Source organism: Acidimicrobiales bacterium (assembly GCA_040219085.1).
In the GTDB taxonomy this organism is placed as follows: domain Bacteria; phylum Actinomycetota; class Acidimicrobiia; order Acidimicrobiales; family JAVJTC01; genus JAVJTC01.
Genome location: JAVJTC010000027.1, coordinates 83095 through 106873 on the forward strand (window position 1 = coordinate 83095; position 23779 = coordinate 106873).

18 protein-coding genes and 1 riboswitch are annotated in these 23779 nt (G+C 69.8%); of the genes, 6 read left to right on the plus strand and 12 right to left on the minus strand.

The genetic code is table 11. The features are described from left to right. Positions 1-3 precede the first annotated feature (3 nt). Both RIE08_11215 and RIE08_11220 read right to left on the minus strand, forming a co-directional pair. Positions 4-774, minus strand: coding sequence for an ABC transporter ATP-binding protein (locus RIE08_11215; protein MEQ8718165.1), 771 nt, complete (start codon positions 772-774; stop codon positions 4-6). Further along, positions 771-1649 carry an ABC transporter permease gene (locus tag RIE08_11220; protein MEQ8718166.1) on the minus strand — a complete coding sequence of 293 codons (879 nt, stop codon included), beginning with the start codon at positions 1647-1649 and terminating at the stop codon, positions 771-773. Before RIE08_11220 ends, RIE08_11215 begins: the two co-directional genes overlap by 4 nt. 136 nt (positions 1650-1785) lie before the next feature. Between RIE08_11220 and RIE08_11225 the strand changes: the two genes are divergently transcribed. Next, on the plus strand, positions 1786-3708 hold the full coding sequence (locus tag RIE08_11225; protein ID MEQ8718167.1) for a hypothetical protein: 1923 nt from the start codon (positions 1786-1788) through the stop codon (positions 3706-3708). Further along, positions 3705-5018, plus strand: coding sequence for a glycosyltransferase family 2 protein (locus RIE08_11230; GenBank protein MEQ8718168.1), 1314 nt, complete (start codon positions 3705-3707; stop codon positions 5016-5018). The genes RIE08_11225 and RIE08_11230 overlap by 4 nt, the downstream gene beginning before the upstream one ends. Before the next feature lie 6 nt (positions 5019-5024). Here RIE08_11230 and wecB read toward each other — a convergent pair whose 3' ends face one another. Then, complete coding sequence (gene wecB, locus RIE08_11235) at positions 5025-6101, minus strand: UDP-N-acetylglucosamine 2-epimerase (non-hydrolyzing) (protein ID MEQ8718169.1); 1077 nt, start codon at positions 6099-6101, stop codon at positions 5025-5027. A 140-nt stretch (positions 6102-6241) separates the two neighbouring features. On the opposite strand from wecB, the gene RIE08_11240 reads away from it, so the two are divergent. Beyond that, on the plus strand, positions 6242-8239 hold the full coding sequence (locus RIE08_11240) for a glycosyltransferase (GenBank protein ID MEQ8718170.1): 1998 nt from the start codon (positions 6242-6244) through the stop codon (positions 8237-8239). A gap of 11 nt (positions 8240-8250) precedes the next feature. Here the strand turns inward: RIE08_11240 and RIE08_11245 are convergent, their stop codons facing one another. From RIE08_11245 to RIE08_11255, 3 genes are all read right to left on the minus strand, one after another. Beyond that, complete coding sequence (locus tag RIE08_11245; protein ID MEQ8718171.1) at positions 8251-8748, minus strand: hypothetical protein; 498 nt, start codon at positions 8746-8748, stop codon at positions 8251-8253. 132 nt (positions 8749-8880) lie between these two features. Further along, positions 8881-9483 (minus strand): alpha-ketoglutarate-dependent dioxygenase AlkB, encoded by a 603-nt coding sequence (locus RIE08_11250; GenBank protein MEQ8718172.1) that lies wholly within the window; start codon positions 9481-9483, stop codon positions 8881-8883. Between the two features lie 60 nt (positions 9484-9543). Continuing rightward, complete coding sequence (locus RIE08_11255) at positions 9544-10791, minus strand: MFS transporter (GenBank protein MEQ8718173.1); 1248 nt, start codon at positions 10789-10791, stop codon at positions 9544-9546. Positions 10792-10846: 55 nt separating this feature from the next. Here RIE08_11255 and RIE08_11260 point away from each other — a divergent pair, with 55 nt between their 5' ends. Together RIE08_11260 and RIE08_11265 are read left to right on the plus strand one after the other, a co-directional pair. Continuing rightward, positions 10847-11890 carry a GntG family PLP-dependent aldolase gene (locus tag RIE08_11260; GenBank protein ID MEQ8718174.1) on the plus strand — a complete coding sequence of 348 codons (1044 nt, stop codon included), beginning with the start codon at positions 10847-10849 and terminating at the stop codon, positions 11888-11890. Continuing rightward, positions 11887-13080 (plus strand): crosslink repair DNA glycosylase YcaQ family protein, encoded by a 1194-nt coding sequence (locus RIE08_11265; protein ID MEQ8718175.1) that lies wholly within the window; start codon positions 11887-11889, stop codon positions 13078-13080. Before RIE08_11260 ends, RIE08_11265 begins: the two co-directional genes overlap by 4 nt. A 12-nt stretch (positions 13081-13092) precedes the next feature. On the opposite strand, the gene ppc is transcribed toward RIE08_11265, so the two are convergent. Beyond that, complete coding sequence (gene ppc / locus RIE08_11270) at positions 13093-15840, minus strand: phosphoenolpyruvate carboxylase (GenBank protein ID MEQ8718176.1); 2748 nt, start codon at positions 15838-15840, stop codon at positions 13093-13095. 40 nt (positions 15841-15880) lie between these two features. Next, positions 15881-17110: a Glu/Leu/Phe/Val dehydrogenase dimerization domain-containing protein gene (locus RIE08_11275; GenBank protein MEQ8718177.1), complete on the minus strand. Its 1230-nt coding sequence runs from the start codon at positions 17108-17110 to the stop codon at positions 15881-15883. Positions 17111-17308: 198 nt separating this feature from the next. On the opposite strand from RIE08_11275, the gene RIE08_11280 reads away from it, so the two are divergent. Next, complete coding sequence (locus tag RIE08_11280) at positions 17309-18481, plus strand: MFS transporter (GenBank protein MEQ8718178.1); 1173 nt, start codon at positions 17309-17311, stop codon at positions 18479-18481. On the opposite strand, the gene RIE08_11285 is transcribed toward RIE08_11280, so the two are convergent. From RIE08_11285 to RIE08_11300, 4 genes are all read right to left on the minus strand, one after another. Continuing rightward, positions 18451-19866, minus strand: a complete 1416-nt coding sequence (locus RIE08_11285) for a sulfatase (protein MEQ8718179.1) — start codon at positions 19864-19866, stop codon at positions 18451-18453. The two genes, RIE08_11280 and RIE08_11285, sit on opposite strands and share 31 nt — an antisense overlap. 30 nt (positions 19867-19896) lie before the next feature. Continuing rightward, the gene (locus tag RIE08_11290) at positions 19897-20937 is read right to left on the minus strand and encodes an ABC transporter ATP-binding protein (protein MEQ8718180.1); all 1041 of its coding nucleotides are present in this window, start codon (positions 20935-20937) and stop codon (positions 19897-19899) included. Further along, on the minus strand, positions 20927-22585 hold the full coding sequence (locus RIE08_11295) for an iron ABC transporter permease (GenBank protein ID MEQ8718181.1): 1659 nt from the start codon (positions 22583-22585) through the stop codon (positions 20927-20929). The genes RIE08_11290 and RIE08_11295 overlap by 11 nt, the downstream gene beginning before the upstream one ends. Further along, the gene (locus tag RIE08_11300) at positions 22561-23622 is read right to left on the minus strand and encodes a thiamine ABC transporter substrate-binding protein (GenBank protein MEQ8718182.1); all 1062 of its coding nucleotides are present in this window, start codon (positions 23620-23622) and stop codon (positions 22561-22563) included. The genes RIE08_11295 and RIE08_11300 overlap by 25 nt, the downstream gene beginning before the upstream one ends. Continuing rightward, positions 23612-23724: riboswitch (TPP riboswitch) on the minus strand. Its footprint overlaps the gene before it by 11 nt. Between the last annotated feature and the right edge of the window lie 55 nt (positions 23725-23779).

Consider the following 23779-nt stretch of genomic DNA (forward strand, 5'->3'; position numbering starts at 1 on the left):
ACCTCAGGAGCTCTCGTAGGCCTCGACGACCTCTTCGGCGGGACCGTCCATGAGTATCCGGCCCCCGTCGAACCAGATGGCGCGGTCACAGCTGCGCACGATCTCGCCGAGGTTGTGGCTCACGAGGACGATCGTCCCGGCGTCCTGGCGGATCGCGTCGATCCTCGCACCGGAGCGTTCCCGGAACTTCCGGTCGCCGACCACGAGCGCCTCGTCGATCAGGAGGATGTCAGGGACGACAGCGGTCGCGATGGCGAAGTGAAGCCGCGCCCGCATGCCCGTCGAGTAGGTGTCCATGGGGTGCTCGATGAAGTCGCCCAACTCACTGAACTCAGCGGCCTTCGCCGCGACCTCGGGGATCTCACGCGCCCGCAGTCCGAGCGCCAGAAGGCCGATCTCGATGTTGCGTCGACCCGACATGGCGGGACGCAGCGCAGCGTTGACCCCCAGCAGGGTCGGTTGGCTGCGGACCCATACAGATCCGGCGTTCACCGGCATCAGACCCGCGATCGCACGCAGAAGGGTCGACTTTCCCGAGCCGTTGGGGCCGACGATGCCCAGTGACTCCCCGTTGTGGACCTCGAGCGAGACGCCGCGGACGGCCTCGACGTCGGTGAAAGGTCGCTTGTGGAGATTGCCCCGCAACATGTCGCGCAGTCCAGGACGGCGGCTGCGATAGATGCGGTAGGTCACGTCGACGGCGTCGACCACGATGGATCGCACCCGGTCCGGGGCCTGGGGCGTGTCGGTCCCGGTGGTCTCGGCGGCCGTCAACTCGCCCGTCCGTAGTCGTTCTCGGCCAGGCGGAAGACCGCGAGTCCGAACACAGGCATGACGAGCGCCCAGACGCCGATCGAGAGCAGCGTCCAGTGGGGGAGGTTCACGCCGAGGACGGCCCAGCGGGTCACGGTGACGAAGCTGTACATCGGGTTGAGGGCGAACAGGTCGCGCAGCAGGGGGCTGGCGACGAGGCGCTCCACGGAGTAGAGGACACCCGAGAGGTAGAAGAGCAGCCTGAACATGAACGGCAGGGTGTTCTCGAGGTCCCGCACGGCGTAGTTCAGGCGGGCGGCGACCAGTGCCACCCCGAGGCTGAACATCAACTGGAGTGCGACGATTCCCGGCAGCGCGAGCCAGGTCCATCGTGGGTTCGCCCCGTCCGCCACAGCGACGACCAGCATCACCGCCATCACTGGTAGGTAGCTGATGGCCTGTCCGATGACATCGGAGACGGGCAGGAGGATCCGGGGGAACTGGATGGCGCGGATGAGTCCGATGTTGGAGACGATCGACTTCGCCCCGTGGCCGACGCAGCGCTGGGTCAGGAAGAACGTGAAGACGCCGACGGTGAGAAAGGACAGGTACGAATCGACGCCCCGGTCGGCTCTGAGGATCAACCCGAAGGCGACGAAGTACACGCCCACCGACATCAGAGGTGTCAGAACGAGCCAGGCGCTGCCCATCATCGTGTTGCGGTTCTGGACACGGATCTCGTTGAGGGGGACGTGCAGGGCGTAGTCACGCCGCCGCCACGCCTCGCGCAGGTAGTCGCCGAGCGCGGGCCGACGACCCAGCCGGGTCAGGCCCTCGTCGGGGCCGGCGGGGCGGACGGTCGCCAGGTGCGCGTCGGGATTGGAGTCTGGGCTCATCGTGTCGTCGGGCGCCGTCGGACGGGTGGCCCGGAACGCGAGCCTAGCGACCGGTTCGCGATCCGGACCGGGACCCCCCGCCGCCACGTCGGTAGACTCCGCCGGTCGGAAAGCGGATGAAGGGCCGAGTGGATTCGTGAGCGAGGACCTCGAGGCACTGCGGCGACGGATCGACTCCCTGACAGAGGAACAACGCCGGCTCGACGAGGCCGTCCGTTCCCGGATCGACGGCGCGCTGCGACGCGCCCAGGACGCCACCGCCACCGCCCAGGAGGTGGCCGCGGTGGAACGCCGACGCGGCGAGGACCTCGCTGCCGAGTTGGCCGAGGCCGATCGCAGACTCGCCGAGATCCGCTCCAGCGAGTCCTACCGCCTCGGGAACACCCTGGCGAAGGGCCTGCGCCTTCCGACGCGGGTCATGCGCGCCCTGGCACGGCGCTTTCTGCCCCGGTTGCGCCGCATGGCGACGGCGGCCGTCGACACCGCCGGGTCCGATCCCCGGGCACGGGCTGTGATCGGGCGACTGCCGCAGCGGGGCGTCGCCATGGTGGGCGACAGCGGCCTGATCCGCCGTGCCGTCAGCTCGCTCGGAGCGGCCGCCACGCGTCCGACCGCCGTTCCCGAGCCGGGGACTCTGGTGGGTCTGCATGTGGACCTGCGCGGCGCCGACGCCATGATCCTCGCCACCGAGGATCTCGATCCGCCGGTGCCGGGCGTGGACGCCCGCGTCGTGGTCGACGACGCGCTCGATGCCGGGGAGGGTGTCGCGCTCGATGCCCGGGGCACCGTCGTGGCCGCGACCTCGGCGCTCACCGGTCCACCGCCGATCGCGGTGCGCGTCTGGGCCCCCGGGGGGTTCGGCCCGGACCACGACGGCGTCGTCATCCGAATCCGCCACCGCGAGGACGGTGACGAGCCGGACGCGTCGACCGCGAGCGGTCTGCCGCCCGGTCACCGACTCGTCGACGTCGACGTGGACGCACTGCTCGGTGACCCGGTCGCCATGGCCGAGGCGATGCGGGGGCGTCTCTGCGCGATCTGTGACGGCACCTCCGCAGCATCCCCGTGGCGGCAGGCGGCGGCGGTCGTGCGCACGGTCGCGGTCGGGTTGCCTGTGGCGCTGATGACGACACGGCCCGAACTGGACCGGGCGCTCGGCTCCGAACTCGCTAACGCGTTACGTCAGGTCGACCCCGGTGCGCTCACCGACGCGCTCGAACGCGAGCGGACCAGCCACCGTCTGCGCAACCTCGTCCTGCACTCGGCGGACAGCCGGCGCTTCTGGGGTCGTGTGATCGGTGACCTGCGCCCCTGGCCGGTCCCGGAGCCGTCGCTGAGCGTGCTCGTCGCGAGCCAACGCCCCGACATGGTGGCCGCGTGGAGCGCGATGTTGGCCCGCCAGGACCATCCGGCGTTCGAGGTCGTGGCATGTCTGCACGGCGAGGGTTTCGATGCGACCCACGAGTCGGCGCTCCATGACCGACTCGGCGACACGGTGACGGTCGTGCGGGTCGGCGACACCCGTGCCAGCCTCGGTGACGTCCTCAACGCCGGACTCGTGGTCGCCGCCGGCGACATCGTGACGAAGTGGGACGACGACGACCTCTACGGGTCCCGGCACCTGTCGGACATGACCACCGCGCTCGCGTACTCGGGCGCCACGATCGTGGGGAAGGCGGCCGAGTTCGTGTACCTCGCGGGTGAGGACATCACGGTCCGCCGATTCTCGGGCGTGATGGAACGCGGCTCGCGGACCATCGGCGGGATGACGCTCACGATGCGCCGGAAGGATCTCACCGAATTGGGCGGCTGGCGCCGGGTGCCCCGCCAGGTCGACACCCGACTCATCGACGCCGTCGTCCGTGCGGGCGGTTCCGTCTACCGCACCGCGGGATTCGGGCTCATCGTCGTGCGGGCGGCACACGCTGACCACGGTCACACCTGGAACCCGGCTGCGGCGGAGTTCCTCGACAAGAGCAGACAACAGTGGCGCGGCCTCGCCCTCGGGCAGGCGGGTATCGACCTGACGCCCGACGAAGTCCCCGCCTGGTTGACATGACCCGCCCGGTCCGCGCCAACCGATGGCAGGACCTCGGACCGCTGCCGTCGCTGCCCCGCGACGTGCGCCTGTCGGTGATAATCCCCGTTCGCGACCCTTCTGTCGCCCTCGCCCGCACCGTGGCCGCGCTCGAATCCCAGTCCCTGGACCCCGGACGCTTCGAAGTCATCGTCGTGGACGACGGCTCGGAGGACCCCGTCGAGATTCCGGGACCCGAGATCGACCTGCGTGTCGTCCGGCAGGAGACGGACGGCCGCTTCGGCGCGGGACGGGCGCGCAACACCGGGGCACGCGCAGCCAGCGGCGGTGTCCTGTTGTTCCTCGACGCCGATGTCGTCGCGGGCCACACGGTCCTCGAGAGGGCGCTGAGGTGGTTCGCCGCCGCTCCCTATGCTGTCCTCACCGGCGTCCTCGACTTCGCCGACTTCGACGGGCTCGACGCGTCGGCCGTGGGACGGTTCGTACGTGCCGGCGAGCTCGGCTCCCATCTCGATCCCGGGCCGGGACAGACCTGGCGCGAGGTGCACTTCGCCCGCACCCATGACCTGACCGTCGAGGTACCCGACATGTTCCGGGTGACCATCGGCGCCCTGCTCGGTGTCGGCCGTGAGCTCTACGAACTTGCGGGCGGCTTCCGCGAGTTGGGGCTGCGGGGGATCGAGGATGTCGAGACCGGCTACAGGCTCCAGAACACCGGGGGACTGATGGTCTTGGATCGCGAGCTGCAGGCATGGCATCAGGGGCGCCGCTTCTTCGACTCCCGGTCGGCGGCGAAGGCCAAGCGCGACCGTGAGCCGGCGATGCGCGATCTCCTACCCCTGCCGGCATTCCGCCCGGACGACCACCCGGAGATCCCCTCGGTGCCCCGGATTCTCGCGACTCTCGACGCCACCGACCTCGAGGCGGAATCGGTGGAGCGTCATGTCCGCGCTTTCGGCGCCTGCCCCCGCCGCGACGTGGCGCTGATGATCGAGGGGGTGTCGGTGCGTGAGGCCGATCCACGGGTGCACGAGGCGGGAACCCCGGGCCTGTCGCCGGTGGACCTCGCCGCCGTCCCCGTCCGGGTGAACCTCACCGGGGAATGGCTGCCCGGCCCGGACTCCTTCGAGCGGCTCGACGACCTGGTGACGTCGAGCGGCGTCGGGGTCGTCCATGTCATGGGTCACGACGGCGATGCCGCAACCGCTGCGAGCGCCCGGGCGCTGGGGCGGGCCCACCTCGTCGGTGCTGTAGATCGTGTCCGCTGCGCCGAAGAGCTGTTCGGCGTCCGCTGGGTCACGAACCGCGCCGTGGGTTTCCGGCCGGCCTGAACGGCCTCAGCCGTAGCGGGTCACCAGATCGTCGGCTATCCGGCGCCCGGCCTTCCCGTCCCACAGGGGCGGGCGCTTGGCGCCGCGGCGTTCGTCGATGCGGGCCAACGCCCGGCGGATGACGCGGTCGGGGTCGGTGCCGACGAGCTCGTTCGTCCCCTCACTCACGGTGATCGGTCGCTCCGTGTTCGGTCGTACGGTGAGACAGGGCACACCCAGAACAGTGGTCTCCTCCTGGACGCCTCCCGAGTCTGTGATGACGAGGGCCGAATCGGCCTGGAGTCCGAGGAAGTCCAGGTAGCCGAGGGGCTCGGCGAGATGGACACCGGGTGGAACCGAGATCCCCGACGCCTCGAGGCGGCGCCGCGTCCGCGGATGCAGAGGGAAGACGACGGGCCGCCGGACCGCGATCTCTCCGAGCGCCCGGAGAAGGCCCGCGAGTCGTGCAGGTTGGTCGACGTTGGACGGTCGGTGCAGAGTGGCCAACACGTAGCCGCCCGGCTCGAACCCGAGCGAGGCGGCGACGCCGCGTGCGCGTGCGCGTTCGAGGTTGTCGAGCAATGTGTCGACCATCACGTTGCCGACCATCACGACCCTTCGGCCGCCGATGCCCTCATCGGCGAGGTTCGCCACGGCGTCGGTCGACGGTGCGTACAGGACGCGACTCACGCGGTCCACCACGACCCGGTTGAGCTCCTCGGGCATCGTGTCGTCGAAGCTACGCAATCCGGCTTCGACGTGGGCGACGTCGATGCCGCACCGGGCAGCGACCAGGGCGCCCGCCAGGGTGCTCGTTACGTCACCGACGACCACCACGACGTCGAAGCGACCGGCGAGCAGCACGGGCTCCAACGCCAACATGATCGCAGCGAGCTGGCTGACCGGACTTCCCGGACCGACACCGAGGTCATGAGCGGGACGGGGGAGGCGTAGCTCATCGAAGAAGACGGCACTCATGGCGTCGTCGTAGTGCTGTCCGGTGTGGACGAGAACGGGCTCGACGGCGTGGTCACGGAGGCCGGCCATGACCGGCCCGATCTTCATGAAGTTCGGTCGGGCCCCGGCGATGAGACAGACCTTCATCGACGTACCGCGTGACGGTTTGACGTCGGGCGACGCCTCGTGGGTTCTAGATTCACCGGATCGGAGTCTTCCACACGCCAAAGCTCGCACGGATTCGCCGGCCGCTGGGCCGTCTGCGCTCCCGTGCGGCCGGCGCCCTGGTGGCCGCCGGCACCCGGGCGGGGGTCAGCGGCCACGACGACGTGCAGTGGCGACTGGTTCAGGGTGCGTGCATGGTGGGGCCGACGCGGACCCGTCTGCTGATGCTCGCACGCCTCGCCGTCGAAAGGGGAGCCACGCGACAGGCGCTCGACGCCTACCGGCGCAGCCGGGAGCGCAGTCGCGGGTCCGACGTCGCTGATGCCATCACCGAGCCGGTGCGGCTCCTCACTTCGCTCGGTCGGCGCGCCGAAGCCGTAGAACTGCTGGGTGCGGTGGCCCGGACGGATCTGACCCCTGCCGGTCGGGTGTCCGTCGCGGAGTGTGCGGTCGAGATCGACGAGCCTCAGTTGGCCGTATCGGTACTCACGGACCGGGCCGCGGAGGCCGAGGGCTCGGCGGCGCGGCGCCACTCGGCCATCGGAGCCCGGGTCGTCGACGAGATGGCGAACCCGTCGCCGGCGTCCGACGGTCTCGCCGCGGTACTCCTCGCGTCGTCGGATGCCGTGGCCGTGCGGGCGGCCGTTGGCTACCTCCTCAGGACCCGGTCCGCCGTCGACGCGCTCGATGTCGTGGACCGCAGCATCGAGGAACTACCGACGGGCGCCCGTGGCGACCTGTGCCGGGCGTTGCGGGCAGACGGCTGGTTCAGCGATTCCCGCAGGATCGCAACTGCCGGAGGCCTACCGACCGCGGACTGGTGGCGCTCGTTCCTGGCGGGTGTCGAGGCTCAGATCGACGAGTCCGAGCGAGGCCTGGCGCACGTCCTCGCCGAGCCGGCTCAGCCGACACCGACGCGCGCGCGCCGCATCCATGCTCTCTACGCGGTCCGCGAGTCGCTTCCCGGAACTCTGACGGGTTACACGGTGCGCACCCAGGGACTGCTGGAGGGCATGGTCGCCGGCGGTCTGAGCGTCGTCGCGTGCACGCAACCGGGCTTCGGCGCCGAGCCGGGCGACGCATCGGTGGGCCCTGTGCGATACCGGCGCATCCCGAAGACGAACGGCCACCTGGCACCCGGCGCCGCCGCCCGTACGCTTGCGTACTCCGAGGCGCTGGGCGACGTCATCGACGAGACCGACCCCGCGGTGGTTCACGCCGCATCCAACTGGCGAGTGGGCTGGGCCGCGGCGGTTGCGGCCCGAAGGCGTGGCCTTCCCTTCGTCTACGAGGTTCGGGGGCTGTGGGAACTGACCCGCGCCGCACGTGATCCACGGTGGGTCGACTCCGAGGGGTTCGCCCGCGAGGTCATCCTCGAGAGCGAGGTGTGCGCTGCGGCCGACGCGGTTCTCGCCATCAGTGAGGCGATCGTCCCCGAGCTGGTACGCAGGGGCACTGACAGGGACCGGATCGTCGTCGTCCCGAACGGCGTGGACGTGGCGGACTTCACGCCTCAGCCCCGTGACAGCGTGCTCGAGGAGCAGCTGGGTCTCCGAGGTCACCGTGTGATCGGCTTCGCCGGGTCACTGCGTGCATTCGAAGGCCTCGCGGACCTCTTCGAAGCCGTCGCGGACCTGCGTACCGGGCGCAGCTTCCGCATCGTCATCGTCGGCGACGGCGAGGACGCCGACTCACTACGCGAGGCGGCACGCCGCCGCAGTCTGGATGACCTCGTGCTGTTCGTGGGCAAGGTCCCCCACACCGAGGTGGCCCGCTACCTCTCGTTGTTCGACATCGCCCCGTTCCCGCGTCGACCGGCGATCGTGTCGGAGCTGGTCAGCCCGCTCAAGCCCCTGGAGGCGATGGCGACAGGTGCCGCCGTGGTGGTCTCCGATGTCGCCGCCCTGGCGGAACTGGTCGAGGACGGCGTGACGGGTCGCCACTTCACCAAGGGGGACGTTGGATCGCTCGCCTCCACGTTGGCCGAGCTGATCGACGACGTGGCCATGGCCGATGCCCTCGGCGCGGCGGCACGTGCGCGGGTGGTCGCCGATCGCACCTGGGAGTCCATCGGCGGGCGGGTCCGGTCGGTCTATCAGGACCTCGGCATCGCCATCTGAGGATCGTGCACTCAGATCCCGCCGATGGCGGCATCCGCCTGCCGGAACCCCTCGGCGACGCGCCGCGTGGCGTGGGCGGCCTGGTTGTAGCTGCCGCGGAGCCGCTCCATCGCCGGCGTGAGACGGCCGGTCAGCACCTGTTCGTCGTAGGACATCACGAGCCGGGAGAGGTCAGCCTTGAACTGCTCCGCGGTGGCACCCGTGTCGTCGAGGAGCGCCCGCAGCGTCGAACGCAGGTCCATCTCGGCCGCCTCGACGGCGGCCCGCGACGCGCCGAACCATTCCGTCCCCTCGAGGGTTGCGCGCATGGCGTCGGCCTCGGCGGTGCACGCGTCGACTGCCTGGCGGATCCTCGCGACGAGGGCACCCGCCAGCGCGTCGTAGTCGCCGTGCTGGGAGCGTGCGAACGATGCTGCCGACGTGGCCTCGGTCGCGGTACTGGCTCCGGTCGAGTCGAACCGACCCGCCGTCACCTCCATCGCGGCGATGTCTCCTCCGATGATTGCCATGTCGACCTCCTGAAGTGCGGTTCAATAACTGTCGATAATATTCGGGATACCTTGGAATAGCACGATAGGGGGCGGCTGGCAATGGTGACCGCCGGATCCGCAGTGGTCACGGCACCTCCTCGCCGGGACAGGTCACCGGCCGGCACTGCGAAAGGTCACGCTGATGCGCGGTCCTGCCCGGCGGACCTTGGGAACGCAGTGCTCGTGGTCGTGCTGGCAGGCTCCCCCCATGACGAGGAGGTCGCCGTGGCCCAGTTCGAAGCGGCGCGAAGCGCCGCCACGACGGGGGCGCACCAGGAAGCGGCGGGGCTCTCCCAGCGACACGATGGCGACGAGGGGGTTGCGCTCCGTATGGCGGTTGCGGTCGCCGTGCCAGGCGACGCTGTCGGCGCCGTTGCGGTAGTAGTTGCACCACACCTGGTCCAGTGCCACCTCGTAGCGCTGTGAGAGCGCCTCGACGATCGGCGAGATCGACGGCCACAGGGCGCTTTCACCCGTGACGGGCGCGGTGAGCCGGGGGACGGCGACCACCCGCTCGTACATCAGCCGCTCGCCGGCGTGCCAGCGCAGTCCTGCCCGCAGCTGCTCGAAGAGATGATCGGCCCGGGCCAACCAGGCGGGGGAGTGGTCGAGCCACGATGTCGCATCCAGGCGGATCCGCTCGACGGCGGCAAGTCCGCCCATGGACTGATCGAGGAGCGTCGGTTGCCATGCGGAAGCGGTGGGCTGGGCCACGCCGCACAATCTAGCCCATGCGACGAACACCTGTTCGTTTCACCGGTGACCATCGCCCGGTCAGGCGTCCGCCACGAACCCCTCGGCCACCGGTGCGGCGACCGGTTGGGAACGGATGTCGCGGTCCACCAGGGTCACCAGGACGAGCATCAGGCCGGCGAGTCCGGCCAACAGGGCCATCGGGACGTCGAAGGACCCGGTTGCGTCGGCGAGGACACCGATCACCAGGGGGCCGAGCGACCCGCCCAACTCGCCCGCGGCGAAGAAGATCCCGGTCCCGACGCCCATGTTCGCCTGCGTGATGCCCGGGGCCGCCATGACGAAGACGAACATCACCGGCACGAATCCGGACTTGGCGAAGCCGATCACGATCGCCGGAACGATCGACGCGGTTCCGTCGACGAGCGCCATCGTCCCCGCCGCGACGATCGCGGAGCCGAGCGTCGCACCGAGGACCAGGAGGCGGCGCTCGGGGGTGGCGAGGCGGGGGATCGAGGCGGCGCCGATGATCCCGACGATCACCGAGGCGGACGCCACGTACCCCGCCGTCTGCGAGCTGAGGCCCTCGTCGGTCAGGACGGTCGGTAGCCAGTTGTTGATCGAATGGTTGAAGAAGAAGGTCGTGACGGCCAGGACCAAGAGGAGGCGGATCGACGGGGATCGCAAGAGTCGGGCCACCTCCCCTCTGGGAGCTCTGCCCGCGACGGGTGTCGGCCCCAACTCGACGACCGAACGGCTCGACACCGCGAGCCACACGAAGATGGCGGTAGCGGCCAGGAGTCCGTAGAACACCAGCGCGGCGCGCCATTCGTCGTCCACCGCGGGCATGACCACCGAGTTCGCGGTTGCCAGTGTGAACGCGATCCCCACCGGAGGCGCGGTCATCATGATGCCCATCGCCGCCGCCCGGTCCTCGGGCCCGAAGAGCTGCCGGACGAGTTTGGGAGTACCCACCGACACCAGCGGCGCGCCGAGACCGAAGACCGCCACGGCGAAGAACAGCGTCCACCAGCCCGTCGCAGCCGCCCGCAGGAGACCCGAGATGGCGACGGCGGCGCCCCCGAAGAACAGCGACCAGCGCAGGCCGATCCGGTCCACGAGGGTGCCGGCCGGGATTGCGACGACGAGATAGGCCAGTGGCCACGCTCCGAGGACGCTGCCGATCGCCGACTTCGAGAGGTCCAGGTCCTCGGCGATCGCGGTGACGAGAGGCGCCATCGCCCCGACGACCATGCCGAAGGCCGCGTAGACGACCCATGCTCCTGCCAACATCGTCCAGCGCTGGGGATGGTTCACGTCGGGCTTCACGGCGAGACGACGCTACCAATGCGTGTCCCGCGGGGTCGCAGTTAGGGTCGCCACCGTGAGCGCACCGGTGATCCTGATCGATCTGTACAGCGACACCTCGACCAGACCCACGCCCGCGATGCGTGCGGCGATCTCGACGGCCGATGTCGGCGACGAACAACAGCGTGAAGACCCGACGGTCGAGGCGTTGTGCACCCGGGTGGCGGCCGAGCTGGGGCAGAGCGACGCCGTGTTCCTGCCGACCGGGACGATGTGCAACCTGGTGGCCGTCGCCACCCACACGACGCACGGCCAGACCATCGTCTGTGACGCTGCGAGCCACATCATCGGTTCCGAATCGGGTGGCGCCGCAGCGGTCTCGGGCGTCATGGTCGATCTGGTGCGATCCGAACGGGGTGTGTTCGACGTCGAGGATCTCGCCGTGGCGCTGCGGCCCGGCAGCCGGCACCGACCGCGACCCGGGCTGGTGTGTCTCGAACAGACGCACAACTTCGGCGGCGGAACAGTGTGGCCGCTCGAACGCTGGGACGAGGTGACCGCCCTCGCCCGCGACCGGGGAGTGCCGGTCCACGTCGACGGCGCCCGCCTCCACAACGCCGCCGTGGCCTCAGGTGTGGAGACGCGCCGCTGGGGTCGTGACGTCGATTCCATCTGGGTGGACTTCACCAAGGGGCTCGGGGCGCCGTTCGGGGCCGTGCTCGCAGGCCCGGTGGAGTTCGTCGCCCGGGCGAGGATGTTCAAGCACCGCTTCGGCGGGGCGATGCGCCAGGCGGGCCTGATGGCCGCCGGGTGCCTGTACGCACTGGACCACCACGTCGAGCGCCTGGCCGAGGACCACGCCAACGCGGCCGTGCTCCACGAGGCGCTGCGTGGTGCGGGACTGGACTGTCAGTCGCCGGAGACCAACATGGTCTGGTTCTCCCCCGAACCGTTCGGGTGGGCCGCCGACGAGTTCTCCGAGGCCCTCGTCGAACGCCACGGCGTGAGGGTGAGCGTCGTGGGGGAGCGGTGCCGGGCCGTCACGCACCTCGACGTGGCCCGCGCCGAGGTGGACGCAGCTGGCGCGGCGATCATCGCTCTGGCGCGAGACCGGCCATGAGCGCGCCCACGCCCCGGCGGCTCTCTCTGTCGCGCGCAAGGCGGCTGGCGCTCGGAGCGCAGGGGTTCACCAGGGCGAGGCCGACGGGCCGGGTCGACGTGCGGCACTTCCGCCGGGTGCTGGAGGGCCAGAAGGTCGTCCAACTCGATTCGGTCAACGTGATCGCCCGTGCCCACGAACTGGTCTTCTTCTCACGGCTCGGCCCCTACGACCTGGCGGCACTCGAGTCCTTCCTGTGGCACTCGGGTGAGGTGTTCGAGTACTGGGGGCACGAGGCGTCGCTGTTGGACGTGCGCGACCGACCCCTGTTCGTCCACCGCATGGATGGCGGATGGCACTGGCCCCGCGTCGAGGCGTTCGGCGATGAGCACCCCGACCTGGTCGAGGCGGTTCTCGACGCGGTGCGCGAGCGCGGGCCGCTGCGTCCCCGGGACGTCACCGCCGAGACCGGAACAGGGCCGTGGTGGGGTTGGAGTGACACGAAGATCGCCTTCGAGCATCTGTTCCTGCGGGGACGGCTTACCACGGCCCACCGGGTGGGCTTCGAGCGCTGGTACGACCTACCCGGGCGCGTCCACCCGCCCGCGATCATGCAGGAGCCGCCGTTGTCGCCGGCTGCGGCACGGGCCCGACTCCTCGAGTCAGCCGCCCGCGCTCTCGGGGTCGGCACCGCCGCCGACATCGCGGACTACCACCGCATCAGACCCCGCGACGCGGCCGAGTCCCTCGCCGCGCTCGTCGAGAACGGGTCTCTGGTGGAGGTGGAGGTGGAAGGTTGGTCGAAGGTGGCATTCGCACCGCCCGAGGTCACCATCCCGCGCTCGATCCGCAGTCAGGCCCTGCTCGCCCCGTTCGATCCGGTGGTGTGGCACCGGGAGCGGACCGAGCGACTGTTCGACTTCCGGTACAGGCTCGAGATCTACACGCCCCAAGACCGTCGCGAGTACGGCTACTACGTTCTCCCCTTCCTCATGGATGAGGCCCTGGTCGCCCGCGTCTGCCTCAAGGCGGATCGCCGGGACCGTCGCCTGCTCGTCCGCACAGCTCACCGTGAGCCTGAGGTCGACCGTGAGTCCGTCGCCCGGCGGCTCGCCGACGAACTCCACCTCATGGCGGGTTGGCTCGATCTGGACGAGGTCGACGTGGCCGACGTGGGGGATCTGGCGCCGGCACTGCGCCGTGCGGTCTGAAGCGCCCGCCCGTCAGCCGGTGTTGCGCATCCCGGCGGCGACGCCGTTCACCGTCAGGAGCAGCGCGCGTTGCAGCCGGCGGGTCTCCGCCGCGTCGGCCTGACCCGAGCGCACGCGGTCGAGCAATTCGACCTGCACCACGTTGATGGGGTCGAGATACGCGTCGCGCACGGCGAGGGTCCGCGACAGGACGGGGAGGTCCGACAGCAGGTCCCGACCCGTCACGTTGGTCACCTCGGCCACGGTGCGGTCGAACTCCGCGACGACGAGGTCGAAGAGGGGGTGCAGGTCCGGTGCGACGAGGCGGTCCACATAGTGACGGGCGATGTCGAGATCGGTCTTCGTCAGCGTCATCTCGACGTTCGACAGGAAGGTCCCGAAGAAGTCCCAGGAGGCGTACATGTCGGCGACGACATCGCCGTGTCCGGCCTCGCGTGCCGCGGCCAGCCCCGCCCCGACGCCGAACCAGCCAGGGATGATCTGGCGGGACTGGGTCCAGCCGAACACCCACGGGATGGCCCGTAGGTCCGCGACGCCGCTGGCGGCACCGCGCCGCCGCGCCGGGCGCGAGCCGATGTTGAGCGCCCCGAGTTCCTCCACGGGGGTGGAGGTCGCGAAGTACTCGGGCAGGCGTGGGGTCTCGACGAAGGTCCGGTAGGCGTCGTAGGCCGCCGCGGAGATCAGTTCCATCACCTCGACCCAGGGTCCCGTGCGGTCGGCCGACACGGTGGAGGAGCGGGGGAGCAGTGACGCCTCGACGACGGCCGACAATGCGAGATCGAGGTTTCGACGTGCCAGACCCGGCAACCCGTACTTGTCGGCGATGACCTCACCCTGCTCGGTGATCTTGACCTCACCGTCGAGCGCGCCCGAGGGCTGGCTCAGGATGGCCGCATGGGTGGGTCCGCCACCTCGCCCGACCGAGCCTCCACGACCGTGGAAGACCCTCATGCGAACACCCGTCTCCCGTGCGACGTCACGGATGGCCCGCAACGCCTTGTGGATCTCCCACTGCGACGTCGTGATGCCGCCGTCCTTGTTCGAGTCCGAATAGCCGACCATCACCTCCTGCACGTCGCCGCGTAGCTCGACGATGCGGCGGTACGGCGCGATGGTCAGCAGTTCACGGAGCGTGTCGCCGATTCCCCGCAGGTCGTCGATCGTCTCGAACAACGGGACGAAGCCGATCCGGGCGACGTCGGCCGACAGGTCGACGAGCCCCACCTCACGAGCGAGGACGACGGGCCCGAGCAGGTCGCTGACGTCGCGCGTCATCGAGACGATGTAGCTCTCGATGACCTCGTCTCCGTAGCGATCCATCGACAGGCGCAGGACCGAGAAGAGCCCCAGCGCATCGGTCGCCTCGGGGTCGGGTGCGCGCGGGGGAGCGAGCGGCCGGCGGCTCTCGAGTTCCGCGCCGAGGATCCGGGCCCGTTCACGGGGGTCCGCCCCCCGGTAATCCACGCCGAGCGAGCCGAAGAGGTCCGCCAGCGCGTCGTGGTGCCGGTCGGCGTGCTCACGGATGTCGAGCACAGCGAGGTGGAACCCGATCATCGTGACGAGGCGCCGGAGCCGGGCCAGACGACCTCCCGCGAGATGGCCCCCTCCGTTGGCGCTCAGCGAGGCGGCCATGACGTCGAGGTCCCGGGCGAGCTCCGCCGGACCGTCGTAGCCGAGCGGGTCAGAAGGGCTCTCAGCCGTACGGCGCAGGCGGTCGGCGATCACCGCGCAGCGCTGGCGGTACGGCTCGTGGCGTATCGCACGGCCCGCACCGGCCAGGACTGCTCCGTAGCGGTCGTGGTCCTCGGCGAGGCGGGCCTCGAGGTCGTTGCTGATGCCGCGGATGACAGTCGAAACGCTCAGCTCGTCGGAGAGTGCACCGACTTCGGACCGCAGGATGTCGAGCGCGACGCGGCGCTGGAGGCGGAGGACGTCCATGGTCGTGCGGGGCGTCACGTTCGGATTGCCGTCGCGATCACCACCCACCCAGCTGCCGAAGCGTATGGGGACGCTCGAGGCGTCACCGGCGGCGCCCAGCCCTTCGAGGACCGCATCGACGTCGTCGAGTAGCTCCGGGACGCCGTGACGGACGATCCCTTCCAGGTAGTACATCGCCGAGCGGGCCTCGTCGATGGGCTCCGGGCGCTCACGGCGGATTTCGTCGGTGAGCCACATGGCGTCGATGAGGACGTCGACCCGCCTGTCGATCCGGTCCCGATCGACCGAGGCGCAGTTCCGCTCGGCGCGGCCCTCCAGGAGCAGAGCGATCTCCGCCAACTTGTTCAGTATCGAACGGCGGGAGGCCTCGGTGGGATGCGCGGTGAAGACGGGCCGCAGGTCGGCCCGGCGGACCAGAGCGACGATCTCGTCGTCGGCGACGCCACCGGCACGGAGCTTCTCCACGGTCGCCCCGAAGCGGTACCCACTCGCGGGTGCGTTGACGTTGAGATCCTCGACCCTGTGGACCTGCTCGGCGACGTTGGCCAGATGGAAGTACGTCGTGAACGCCCGCACGAGCATGATCGCGTCGACGACCCCGAGGTCGCCCAGCAGGGCCGACAGCTCGGCTCCGGAGCTGCCGCCGGTCTCGCGTCGCAGTCCCCGGGCGAGGCGGCGCACGGTCTCGACGCGTTCGAGCAGTTCGGGGCCCTCCTGGCGCACGAGGGCGTCGCCGAGCTGGCTTCCGAGGCGTCGCACGTCGCTGCGGAGCGCCGCGTCGATCTGGGCGTCCAGTCGTCGGGCGTCGCCGGTCTCGGTCACGACCCGAGCCTAGGGCGTCCCGGTGAAGGGGCCGGGAGGATCAGCGTTCCAGGCCACGGAGACGGGCCGCGGCGGCGACGCGTTCGAGCGCCAGGACGAAGGCTGCGGTACGCAGGTCGGTGTCGACGCGCCCCGCGGTCTGCGCGACGGCGTTCCAGGCGGTCCTCATCGTCGACTCGAGCTCCGCGGCGACACGCGAGGCCCCCCAGCGCATCCGCTGGGCATTCTGGACCCACTCGAGGTAGCTGACGGTGACGCCACCGGCATTGGCGAGGATGTCGGGGATGACGGTCACGCCGCGCTCGGCGAGTGCCCGGTCCGCTGCGGGGGTGGTAGGGCCGTTCGCTCCCTCCACGATCAGCGACGCACGGATCTCGTCAGCGTTCTCGCCGGTGATGACGTCCTCGACGGCCGCGGGCACGAGGACATCCGCATCCACGGTGAGGACTTCGTCGCGGGGGAGCGGCTCACCGCGGCGGAAGCCGACGACGGTTCGGGCCTCGCCGGTGTGGGCCCGCAGGGCCGCGATGTCGAGGCCGCCCGGGTGTGCCACACACCCGTCGACGTCGGAGACCGCCACGACCTTCGCCCCGCGCCGCACGAGGGCGGTTGCCGCAGCCCTGCCGACGCTGCCGAAGCCTTGAATCGCCACACGGGTGTCCGCGAAGGACTGGCGCCGGGAGGCGAGGGCCTCTGCCAGGATGTGGACGAGTCCGTCGCCCGTTGCGGTCGAACGACCGAGCGATCCGCCCAGCTCGACCGGTTTGCCCGTGACGACGCCCGGGGCGTAGCCGTTGTGGCGCTCGTACTGGTCCACGATCCACGCCATCACCCGGGCGTCGGTGTTCATGTCGGGCGCGGGGATGTCGGTGTCGGGACCGATCATGGTGCCGAGCCCGTCCACCAGTGCACGTGTGATCGCCTCGAGCTCGCGCTCGCTCAGCGTACGTGGGTCACAGTTGACGCCGCCCTTGGCGCCTCCGAAGGGAACATCGACCACGGCGGTCTTCCAGGTCATCAGTTCGGCCAGGGCCGTCGCATGGGCCTCGTCGACCGAGGGGTGGTACCGCAGGCCGCCCTTCATCGGGCCGCGGGAGCTGTCGTGGTGGACCCGGAAGCCCTCATGGTGCAGGATCCCGCCGTCGTCCGCGTCGGTGATGAGCTCCACCTTGACGACACGGTTGGGCGTCAGCATGCGATCCCGCGTGCGATCGTCCATGCCCAGGAGATCGGCGGCCCGGTGAAAGTTCTCGTGCGCTTCGTTGAGCATCGCCTTCGACGTTAGGAGATGGCGTGGCCATCTCCGTGGTCGCAGAGCGGCGTGCCAGACGGGCCGTTGCCACCGCCCCCGGGACCGACCGGCACCCACCCCTCCGGGCATTCTCCGGAACTTTACATAACGTAGATTTCCGGCGGCTTCTGGAAGGAGTCGGATGGCCTTCCCCTGCCGCAGTAGCCTGGGGCACCGGTGACGCAGACCGCTCCCAACGCCGGTTCGTTTCGCAGCGTCGCGCTCGCGTTCGTCTCGAACTCGCTCATGTGGGGCTCGGTCGTTCCGAGGATTCCCGACCTCGCCGACCGTCTCGACGCATCGCCGGCGGAACTGGCGGTTCCTCTGTTCGCTTTCATGTTCGGTGGTCTGATCTCGTCGTCTGGGTCCGCGGCGCTGTTGCGCCGCCACATGCCCGCCTGGGGCCAGGTCGTGGGCGTCGCGCTCGGTGCCTCGGGAATCGCACTGGGAGCATTCGGAACCTCACTATGGGTGGTGGCACCGCTCTTCCTTGTCGGTGGCCTGGGAGACGGCCTCCAGGACGTGGCGATGAACGCTGCCGGCGTGGACCTCGAGGATCACAGGGGGCGGCCCATGCTGAGCTCGCTGCACGGCCTCTGGAGCGTGGGTTTCCTCACGGCTTCGGTCGTCGGTGCCGCAATGGCGGCCCTCGAGGTCTCCGTACCCGTCCATATCGCCGCCGCCTGCGCGATCGCCGGCGCGACGGGCGTGATCGCAGCCCGCGGCTTCGTGACGATGCCGCCCCACCCGCCTGCGGCTTCGAGCGACCGAACCGGAGCGCTCTCACGCTTCCTGGTGCTCGTCGGCGCGGCGACCGGGGTCGGCGCGGTGATGGAGATGGTGACCAACGACTGGAGCGCTCTCTACCTGCGGGACCGCCTCGGGGCGTCTGCGGGCATCGCGGCCCTCGCTCCGGCGGTGTTCATGGCGGGCATGGTGGTCGGCCGTGCCTTCGGCGACCGGATGGTCCGCCGGGTCGGCGCGACCCGGATGCTCGCCCTGTCGGCGGTGGTGGTCGCAGTCGCTCTGGTCGTGGGTCTCGCCCCTTCCGCCCCTGCGCCGGCGCTCGCCGGCATCGGTGTGGCCGGTCTGGGCTCCGCGTTCACGTTTCCCGGCCTGTTCTCGCTCGCCGCCCGGGCACCCGGTGTCACGCGCGAACAGGGTCTTGCCGTCGTGTCGACGATCGGACGTCTCGGATTCGTCGTGGGGCCGATTCTGGCCGGTGTCGTCGCCGAGGCGACCTCGCTGCGGGCCACCATGTACGTCCCGGTGGTGGCCGCGTGTGTCGTGGCCGCCATGTCCGTGGGTCTGCGGCGCGCTCAGGTCGTCGGAGCCGCTGGAGCCGGATAGGGCTCGTCGCCCAATGCTGCCTGTAGGCGCGCCAGTTCGGTCTCGAGTTCCCGCCTGATCGCCCGGTACGCGGGATCGTCGATGACGTTGTTCACCTCGTACGGATCGGCCTCGAGGTCGTAGAGCTCCCACTGCGGCGGGTCCGCCGGACCGTTCGCGCCGGGCTGTCCCAGCGGATCGGCGTAGAAGTGGATCAGCTTGTGGGTATGGGTCCGCACGCCGTAGTGGGCCCAGACGTCATGGGCCGAGTCGCGGTGCATCCAGTACCGGTAGTACATCGACTGCTGCCAGTCCGGGGGCGTCTCGCCCCGCAGTAGCGGCACGGCGCTGGTCCCCTGCATCCAGCCGGGCGGCTCCACGCCGGCGAGTTCGCACAGCGTCGGAGCGAAATCGACGTTGAGAACCATCTCGGTCGACACCGAGCCCGGTGCCGCCATGCCCGGAGCACGAACGAGCAGCGGCATCGACAGCGACTCCTCGTACATGAACCGCTTGTCGAACCAGCCGTGGTCACCCAGGAAGAAGCCCTGGTCGGAGCTGTAGACGACGACCGTCTCCCCCGCCAGGAGTTCGGCTTCGAGATGGTCCAGGAGTCTGCCGACGTTGTCGTCGATCGACGCGACACACCGCAGGTAGTCCTTGATGTAGCGCTGGTAGCGCCACGAGATCTCCTCGTCGGGCGTGAGACCTGCCGGAACGGGCTCCTTGAGGTCCGCCTCCCCCAGGTCCATCATCTGGCACCGTGCGGCCTCCGCCGCCGCGGAGCGGGTGGCGTAGTCGTCACGGAACGTCTCCGGTTCGGCGATGTCGACGTCGCGGTAGAGGGAGGCGTGAGCCTCGTCGGGCTCCCAGCTGCGGTGCGGCGCCTTGTGATGGACCATGACCATGAAGGGCCGTTCAGGGTCACGGGCGCGGATCCATTCGATGGCGAGGTCCGTGATGATGTCGGTCACGTAGCCCTTCACCACGGCCGCGCCGTCCGGTCCCAGGAATTCCGGGTCGTGATACTCGCCCTGATCGCGAAGGACGCGCCAGGCGTCGAATCCGGTCGGGTCGTGGCCGGCCCCGTGGCCGAGGTGCCACTTGCCGTAGATCGCGGTCTGGTAGCCCTCGGCCCGCAGGAGCTTGGGAAAGGTCCGCAGCGTGTTGTCCATCGGCGTGTCGAGGGTGGTGACGCCGTTGACGTGGTTGTACGTGCCCGTCAACATCGCGGCCCGGGACGGCGTACAGATCGAGTTGGTGCACAAGCAGCTGTCGAAGCGCATCCCCGTCTGCGCGAGGCGATCGATGTGGGGCGTCTCGTTGATGCGGCTGCCGTAGGCGCCGATGGCATGGGACGCGTGATCGTCGGAAACGATCACGATGATGTTCGGGCGGCGACCCACCGGTACCTCCTCGCGAAGTCGACCTCGGAATCACGGCGCAAGCGCCCGGATGCCCTCCATCTCGATGCGGACGTTCACCCGCGCCCCCGCCGGCGGTGGTTGCGTCGCCGACGCGGCGATCTGCCTTCCCGCGTCGTCGGCGACGATCACACGATAGGCATCTCCGTAGACGCGGGTGGTGATCACCACGGCGCTCCCCGTGGGTGTGGGCGTGAGAAGCACCGCCGTGGGCGCGATGACGACGGCCATGGCGCCCTGCGGTCCGGGCCATCCGGCGATCTCCCCCCAGTCGGTCACGAGCGAGGACCCCTCCCCCACCGCGGTCACCACGTTCGGGTGCCCGACCATGGCGGCGGTCGCCGCATCACCGGGATCGTCACGCAGTTCCGCCGGGGTGGCCAGACGGGCGACACGTCCCTTTCGCAGGACCGCGATGCGGTCGGCTACGGCGGCCGCCTCGTCGAAGTCGTGGGTCACGTACAGCGCCGTCTGGCCGAGATCGGCCAACAGCGCCCGCAGGTCGACGACGAGTCGGTCGCGCAGGGGGCGGTCGAGCGAGGACAGCGGTTCGTCGAAGAGGACCAGGCCCGGTTCCGGGGCCAGTGCCCGTCCCAGAGCGACCCGCTGTGCCTCACCTCCGGAGAGGTCGGCCACGGCCCGTTCGGCGAGGTGGCCGATGTCGAGCAGTTCGAGAACCTCGGCGACACGAGACCGTCGCGCCGAGCGCGGTCGGCGTTGCATCCGCAGGCCGAAGGCCACGTTCGCCGTCACGTCGCGGTGGGGAAACAGAGCGTGGTCCTGGAACATGAGGCCGAAACCGCGCCGGTGCGGTGCGACGTCGGTGATGTCGTCACCCGCCCACCGGATCCGCCCCGACGTGACCCTCTCGAGACCCGCGACCGCTCTCAGCAGGGTGGTCTTGCCCGTCCCGCTGCCTCCGAGCACGGCGACGACCTCACCGCGGGCGACCTCGAGCGATGCGTCCACCAGAACGTCGTCGGCACCGGGGGCCACCGTGACGGCGTCCACGGCGAGGCCGTCGGAATCGGCGGGCGGGGCCTCAGATCGCACGAAGCTCTCCCGGGCCCAGTCGGTCGATCAGCCACACGGCGGCTCCGGTCATGGCGACGAGGATGACGCTCAGCGCCATCGCCTGGCCGAATGCGGCCTCGCCGGGTCGACCGAGCAACTCGAATATCGCAACCGGGACCGTTGGTCGGTCGGCGCGCACGACGAATGACGTCGCCCCGAACTCACCCAGCGAGATGGCGAACGTGAAGGCGGCACCGGCGGTCAGCGCTCGGGCCGCCATCGGTAGGTCGATCTCGCGGCGAACGGTGCCGGGAGCCGCACCGAGGACGACGGCGGCTTCACGCACGTGCCGGTCGATTCCCCTCAGGACCGGCACGACGCTGCGCACGACGAAGGGTGTACCGATGACAGCGTGGGCGAGGGGTACCAGGATCCAACGGCTCCGCAGATCCACGGGAGGCGTGTCCAGACCCACGAGGATGCCGAAGCCGACCGCCACCGCAGACGTGCCGAGCGGCACCAGTACCGCCACTTCGAGCAGTCGTGACACGAGATGACGCCCGTGGACGATGACCAGCGAGGCGGCTGTCCCGACCACCAGCGCGATGAGCGTGGCCACCGCCGCGAAGGTCAACGAGTTGACGATCGCGTCCACCGGCGCCACGAACAGCGCTCTGATCCGGGTGTCGCCCGCGCCCCCGAGGGAGCGCCAGTAGCTGAGCGAGAAGCCGTCCCGCGTCCGCACGCTGCGTTCGGCCAGCACGGCCAGTGGAACACCGAGGACCACCGCCGCCGTCCCTAGACCACCGGCCAGCGAGACCCGCTGCCGGCGTGAGCGCACCGGACGCCGATGTTCGGCACGGAGTCCACCAGCGTTGCCGGTCCGCCGCGAGAGGTGGGCGTTGAGGACGACCACACCGAGCACAGTCACGAGCTGCACGACCGTCAGCGCGGCTGCAACGTCGAACTCGAGGCGCTGTGTGGCGAAGCGCCAGATCTCGGTGTCGAGCGTCGCCCGCCTGGGTCCGCCGAGGATCAAGATGATGCCGAAGGACGTGAACGTGAAGAGGAACACGAGGGCGGCGGCCGACGCCACAGCAGGCATGAGCCGTGGAAGCGTGACCTGTGCGAAGGTGCGGACCGGGCCGGCACCGAGCGTCCGGGCCGCCTCGGCCGGCCTCTCGTCGAGCTGCGCCCAGTATCCCCCCACGGTCCGCACGACGATCGCGAACTCGAAGAACACGTGGGCGATGAGCACGGCCCAGACCGACTGTCGGAGGTCGATCGATCCACCGTCGAGCGAGAAGCGGTCGAAGAGGGCCAGGAATGCGGTTGCCACGACGACACTCGGAAGCACGAAAGGCACGGTCACAGCCGCAGTCACGGCCCGACGACCGCGGAACTCGAACTTCGCGAGCGCTGCTGCAGTGGGGAAGGCGATCAGAAGTGTCAGCGCCGTCGACGCGCCCGCCTGCCAGGTCGTGAACCACACGACATCCCAGGTGATGCGGTCCGTCCACACGTCGACGACGGCGTTTCCGTCGAACGCCTCCGCCCCGATCACCGCCAGCGGGTACCAGAACATCAGGCCGAGGAACGCGACCGGAACCGCGACGATCAGGGCCCTTCCGGCCAGAGCGATGGCTTCGCGCCCGCGCCCGCTCAGCGGAGGACGATCTCGACCCATCGGCGGGTCCACTCGTCGACGTTGGCGGCGATGGTCGCCGGATCGAGCGTGAGCGGTTCGTCGACGGCGACCCCGTGCTCGACGAAAACGTCGGGCAGGGCTGCATCCGACGCTGCCGGGTACACGAACATCGACAGCGGGATGTCCTCCTGGAACGTCGTCGACAACATGAAGTCGATGAGTTCGCGGGCGGCACCCACGTCGTCGGCCCCGGTGAGGATTCCCGCGAACTCGACCTGGCGGAAACAGCCGTCGGTCATGACGCCGGTCGGTGGACTCTGTCGGGGCGGATCTGCGAACACGACCTCCGCCGGGGGTGATGTCGCGTACGACGTCACGATGTTGCGCTCTCCTCCTCCGGCGATGAACTCGCCGTAGTAGGCGTCGGTCCATGTGGAGGTGACCGCCAGGCCGGCGTCAGCGGCCTCGGCCCACCACTGCTCCCACCCGTCCTCGCCGTAACGGGCGATGGTGGCCAGCAGGAGAGCGAGGCCCGGCGACGACGTCTCGGGGTTCGGCGTGACCCACTGCGAGGCGTACAACGGATCGGTCAGGTCGTCGAGCGATCGTGGGGGTGGACCCTCGAGACCCTCGATCCAGTAGTTGATGCACACGTCGCCGTAGTCGATCGGCGTCACGCGGTGGTCGGGATCGAGGACGAGGCTCTCGTCGACGACGTCGAGCCGGGGTGACTCGTAGGGGGTGAAGAGGTCTTCGCCGAGAACCCTGGCGAGAAACGTGTTGTCGATTCCGAACACGACATCGGCCACCGGATCATCGGCGGTCAGAATGAGTTGCGCGGCCACCGAACCCGTGTCACCCCCCGTGAGGACCTCGACCTCGATCCCCGTTTCCAACTCGAACGCCTCGAAGACGCTGTCGCTGACGAGGAACGAGTCGTGGGTCAGCAGCGTCACGCTGCGTTGCTCGCCGACCTCGCCACCATCCGACGCCGCTGCAGGACCGTCGTCACTGGAGCAGGCGATACCGAAGAGTGAAACGGCGAATGCCAGTGCCAAGAGGCGTGTGTGTGTCATCAGATCTCCCTCCGCTGGAATTACCCAGATCAGGTTCACGGGTCGATGACGAATAGGTCACCCTCTCAGCCCGGCCGTTCCCGAGCTCCCCGGTTCACATTGTGTGCGTGGCTTCCACGGTACCCCGCGGCGGGGCTGCTCCCGACGAGGGCGGGTG

Coding starts and splice junctions, on each gene's coding strand:
- RIE08_11220 (MEQ8718166.1), bottom strand. CDS start 1,649: ATGAGCCCAGACTCCAATCCCGACGCGCACCTGGCGACCGTCCGCCCC.
- RIE08_11230 (MEQ8718168.1), top strand. CDS start 3,705: ATGACCCGCCCGGTCCGCGCCAACCGATGGCAGGACCTCGGACCGCTG.
- wecB (MEQ8718169.1), bottom strand. CDS start 6,101: ATGAAGGTCTGTCTCATCGCCGGGGCCCGACCGAACTTCATGAAGATC.
- RIE08_11245 (MEQ8718171.1), bottom strand. CDS start 8,748: ATGGCAATCATCGGAGGAGACATCGCCGCGATGGAGGTGACGGCGGGT.
- RIE08_11265 (MEQ8718175.1), top strand. CDS start 11,887: ATGAGCGCGCCCACGCCCCGGCGGCTCTCTCTGTCGCGCGCAAGGCGG.
- RIE08_11275 (MEQ8718177.1), bottom strand. CDS start 17,110: ATGCTCAACGAAGCGCACGAGAACTTTCACCGGGCCGCCGATCTCCTG.
- RIE08_11295 (MEQ8718181.1), bottom strand. CDS start 22,585: ATGGGTCGAGATCGTCCTCCGCTGAGCGGGCGCGGGCGCGAAGCCATC.
- RIE08_11300 (MEQ8718182.1), bottom strand. CDS start 23,622: ATGACACACACACGCCTCTTGGCACTGGCATTCGCCGTTTCACTCTTC.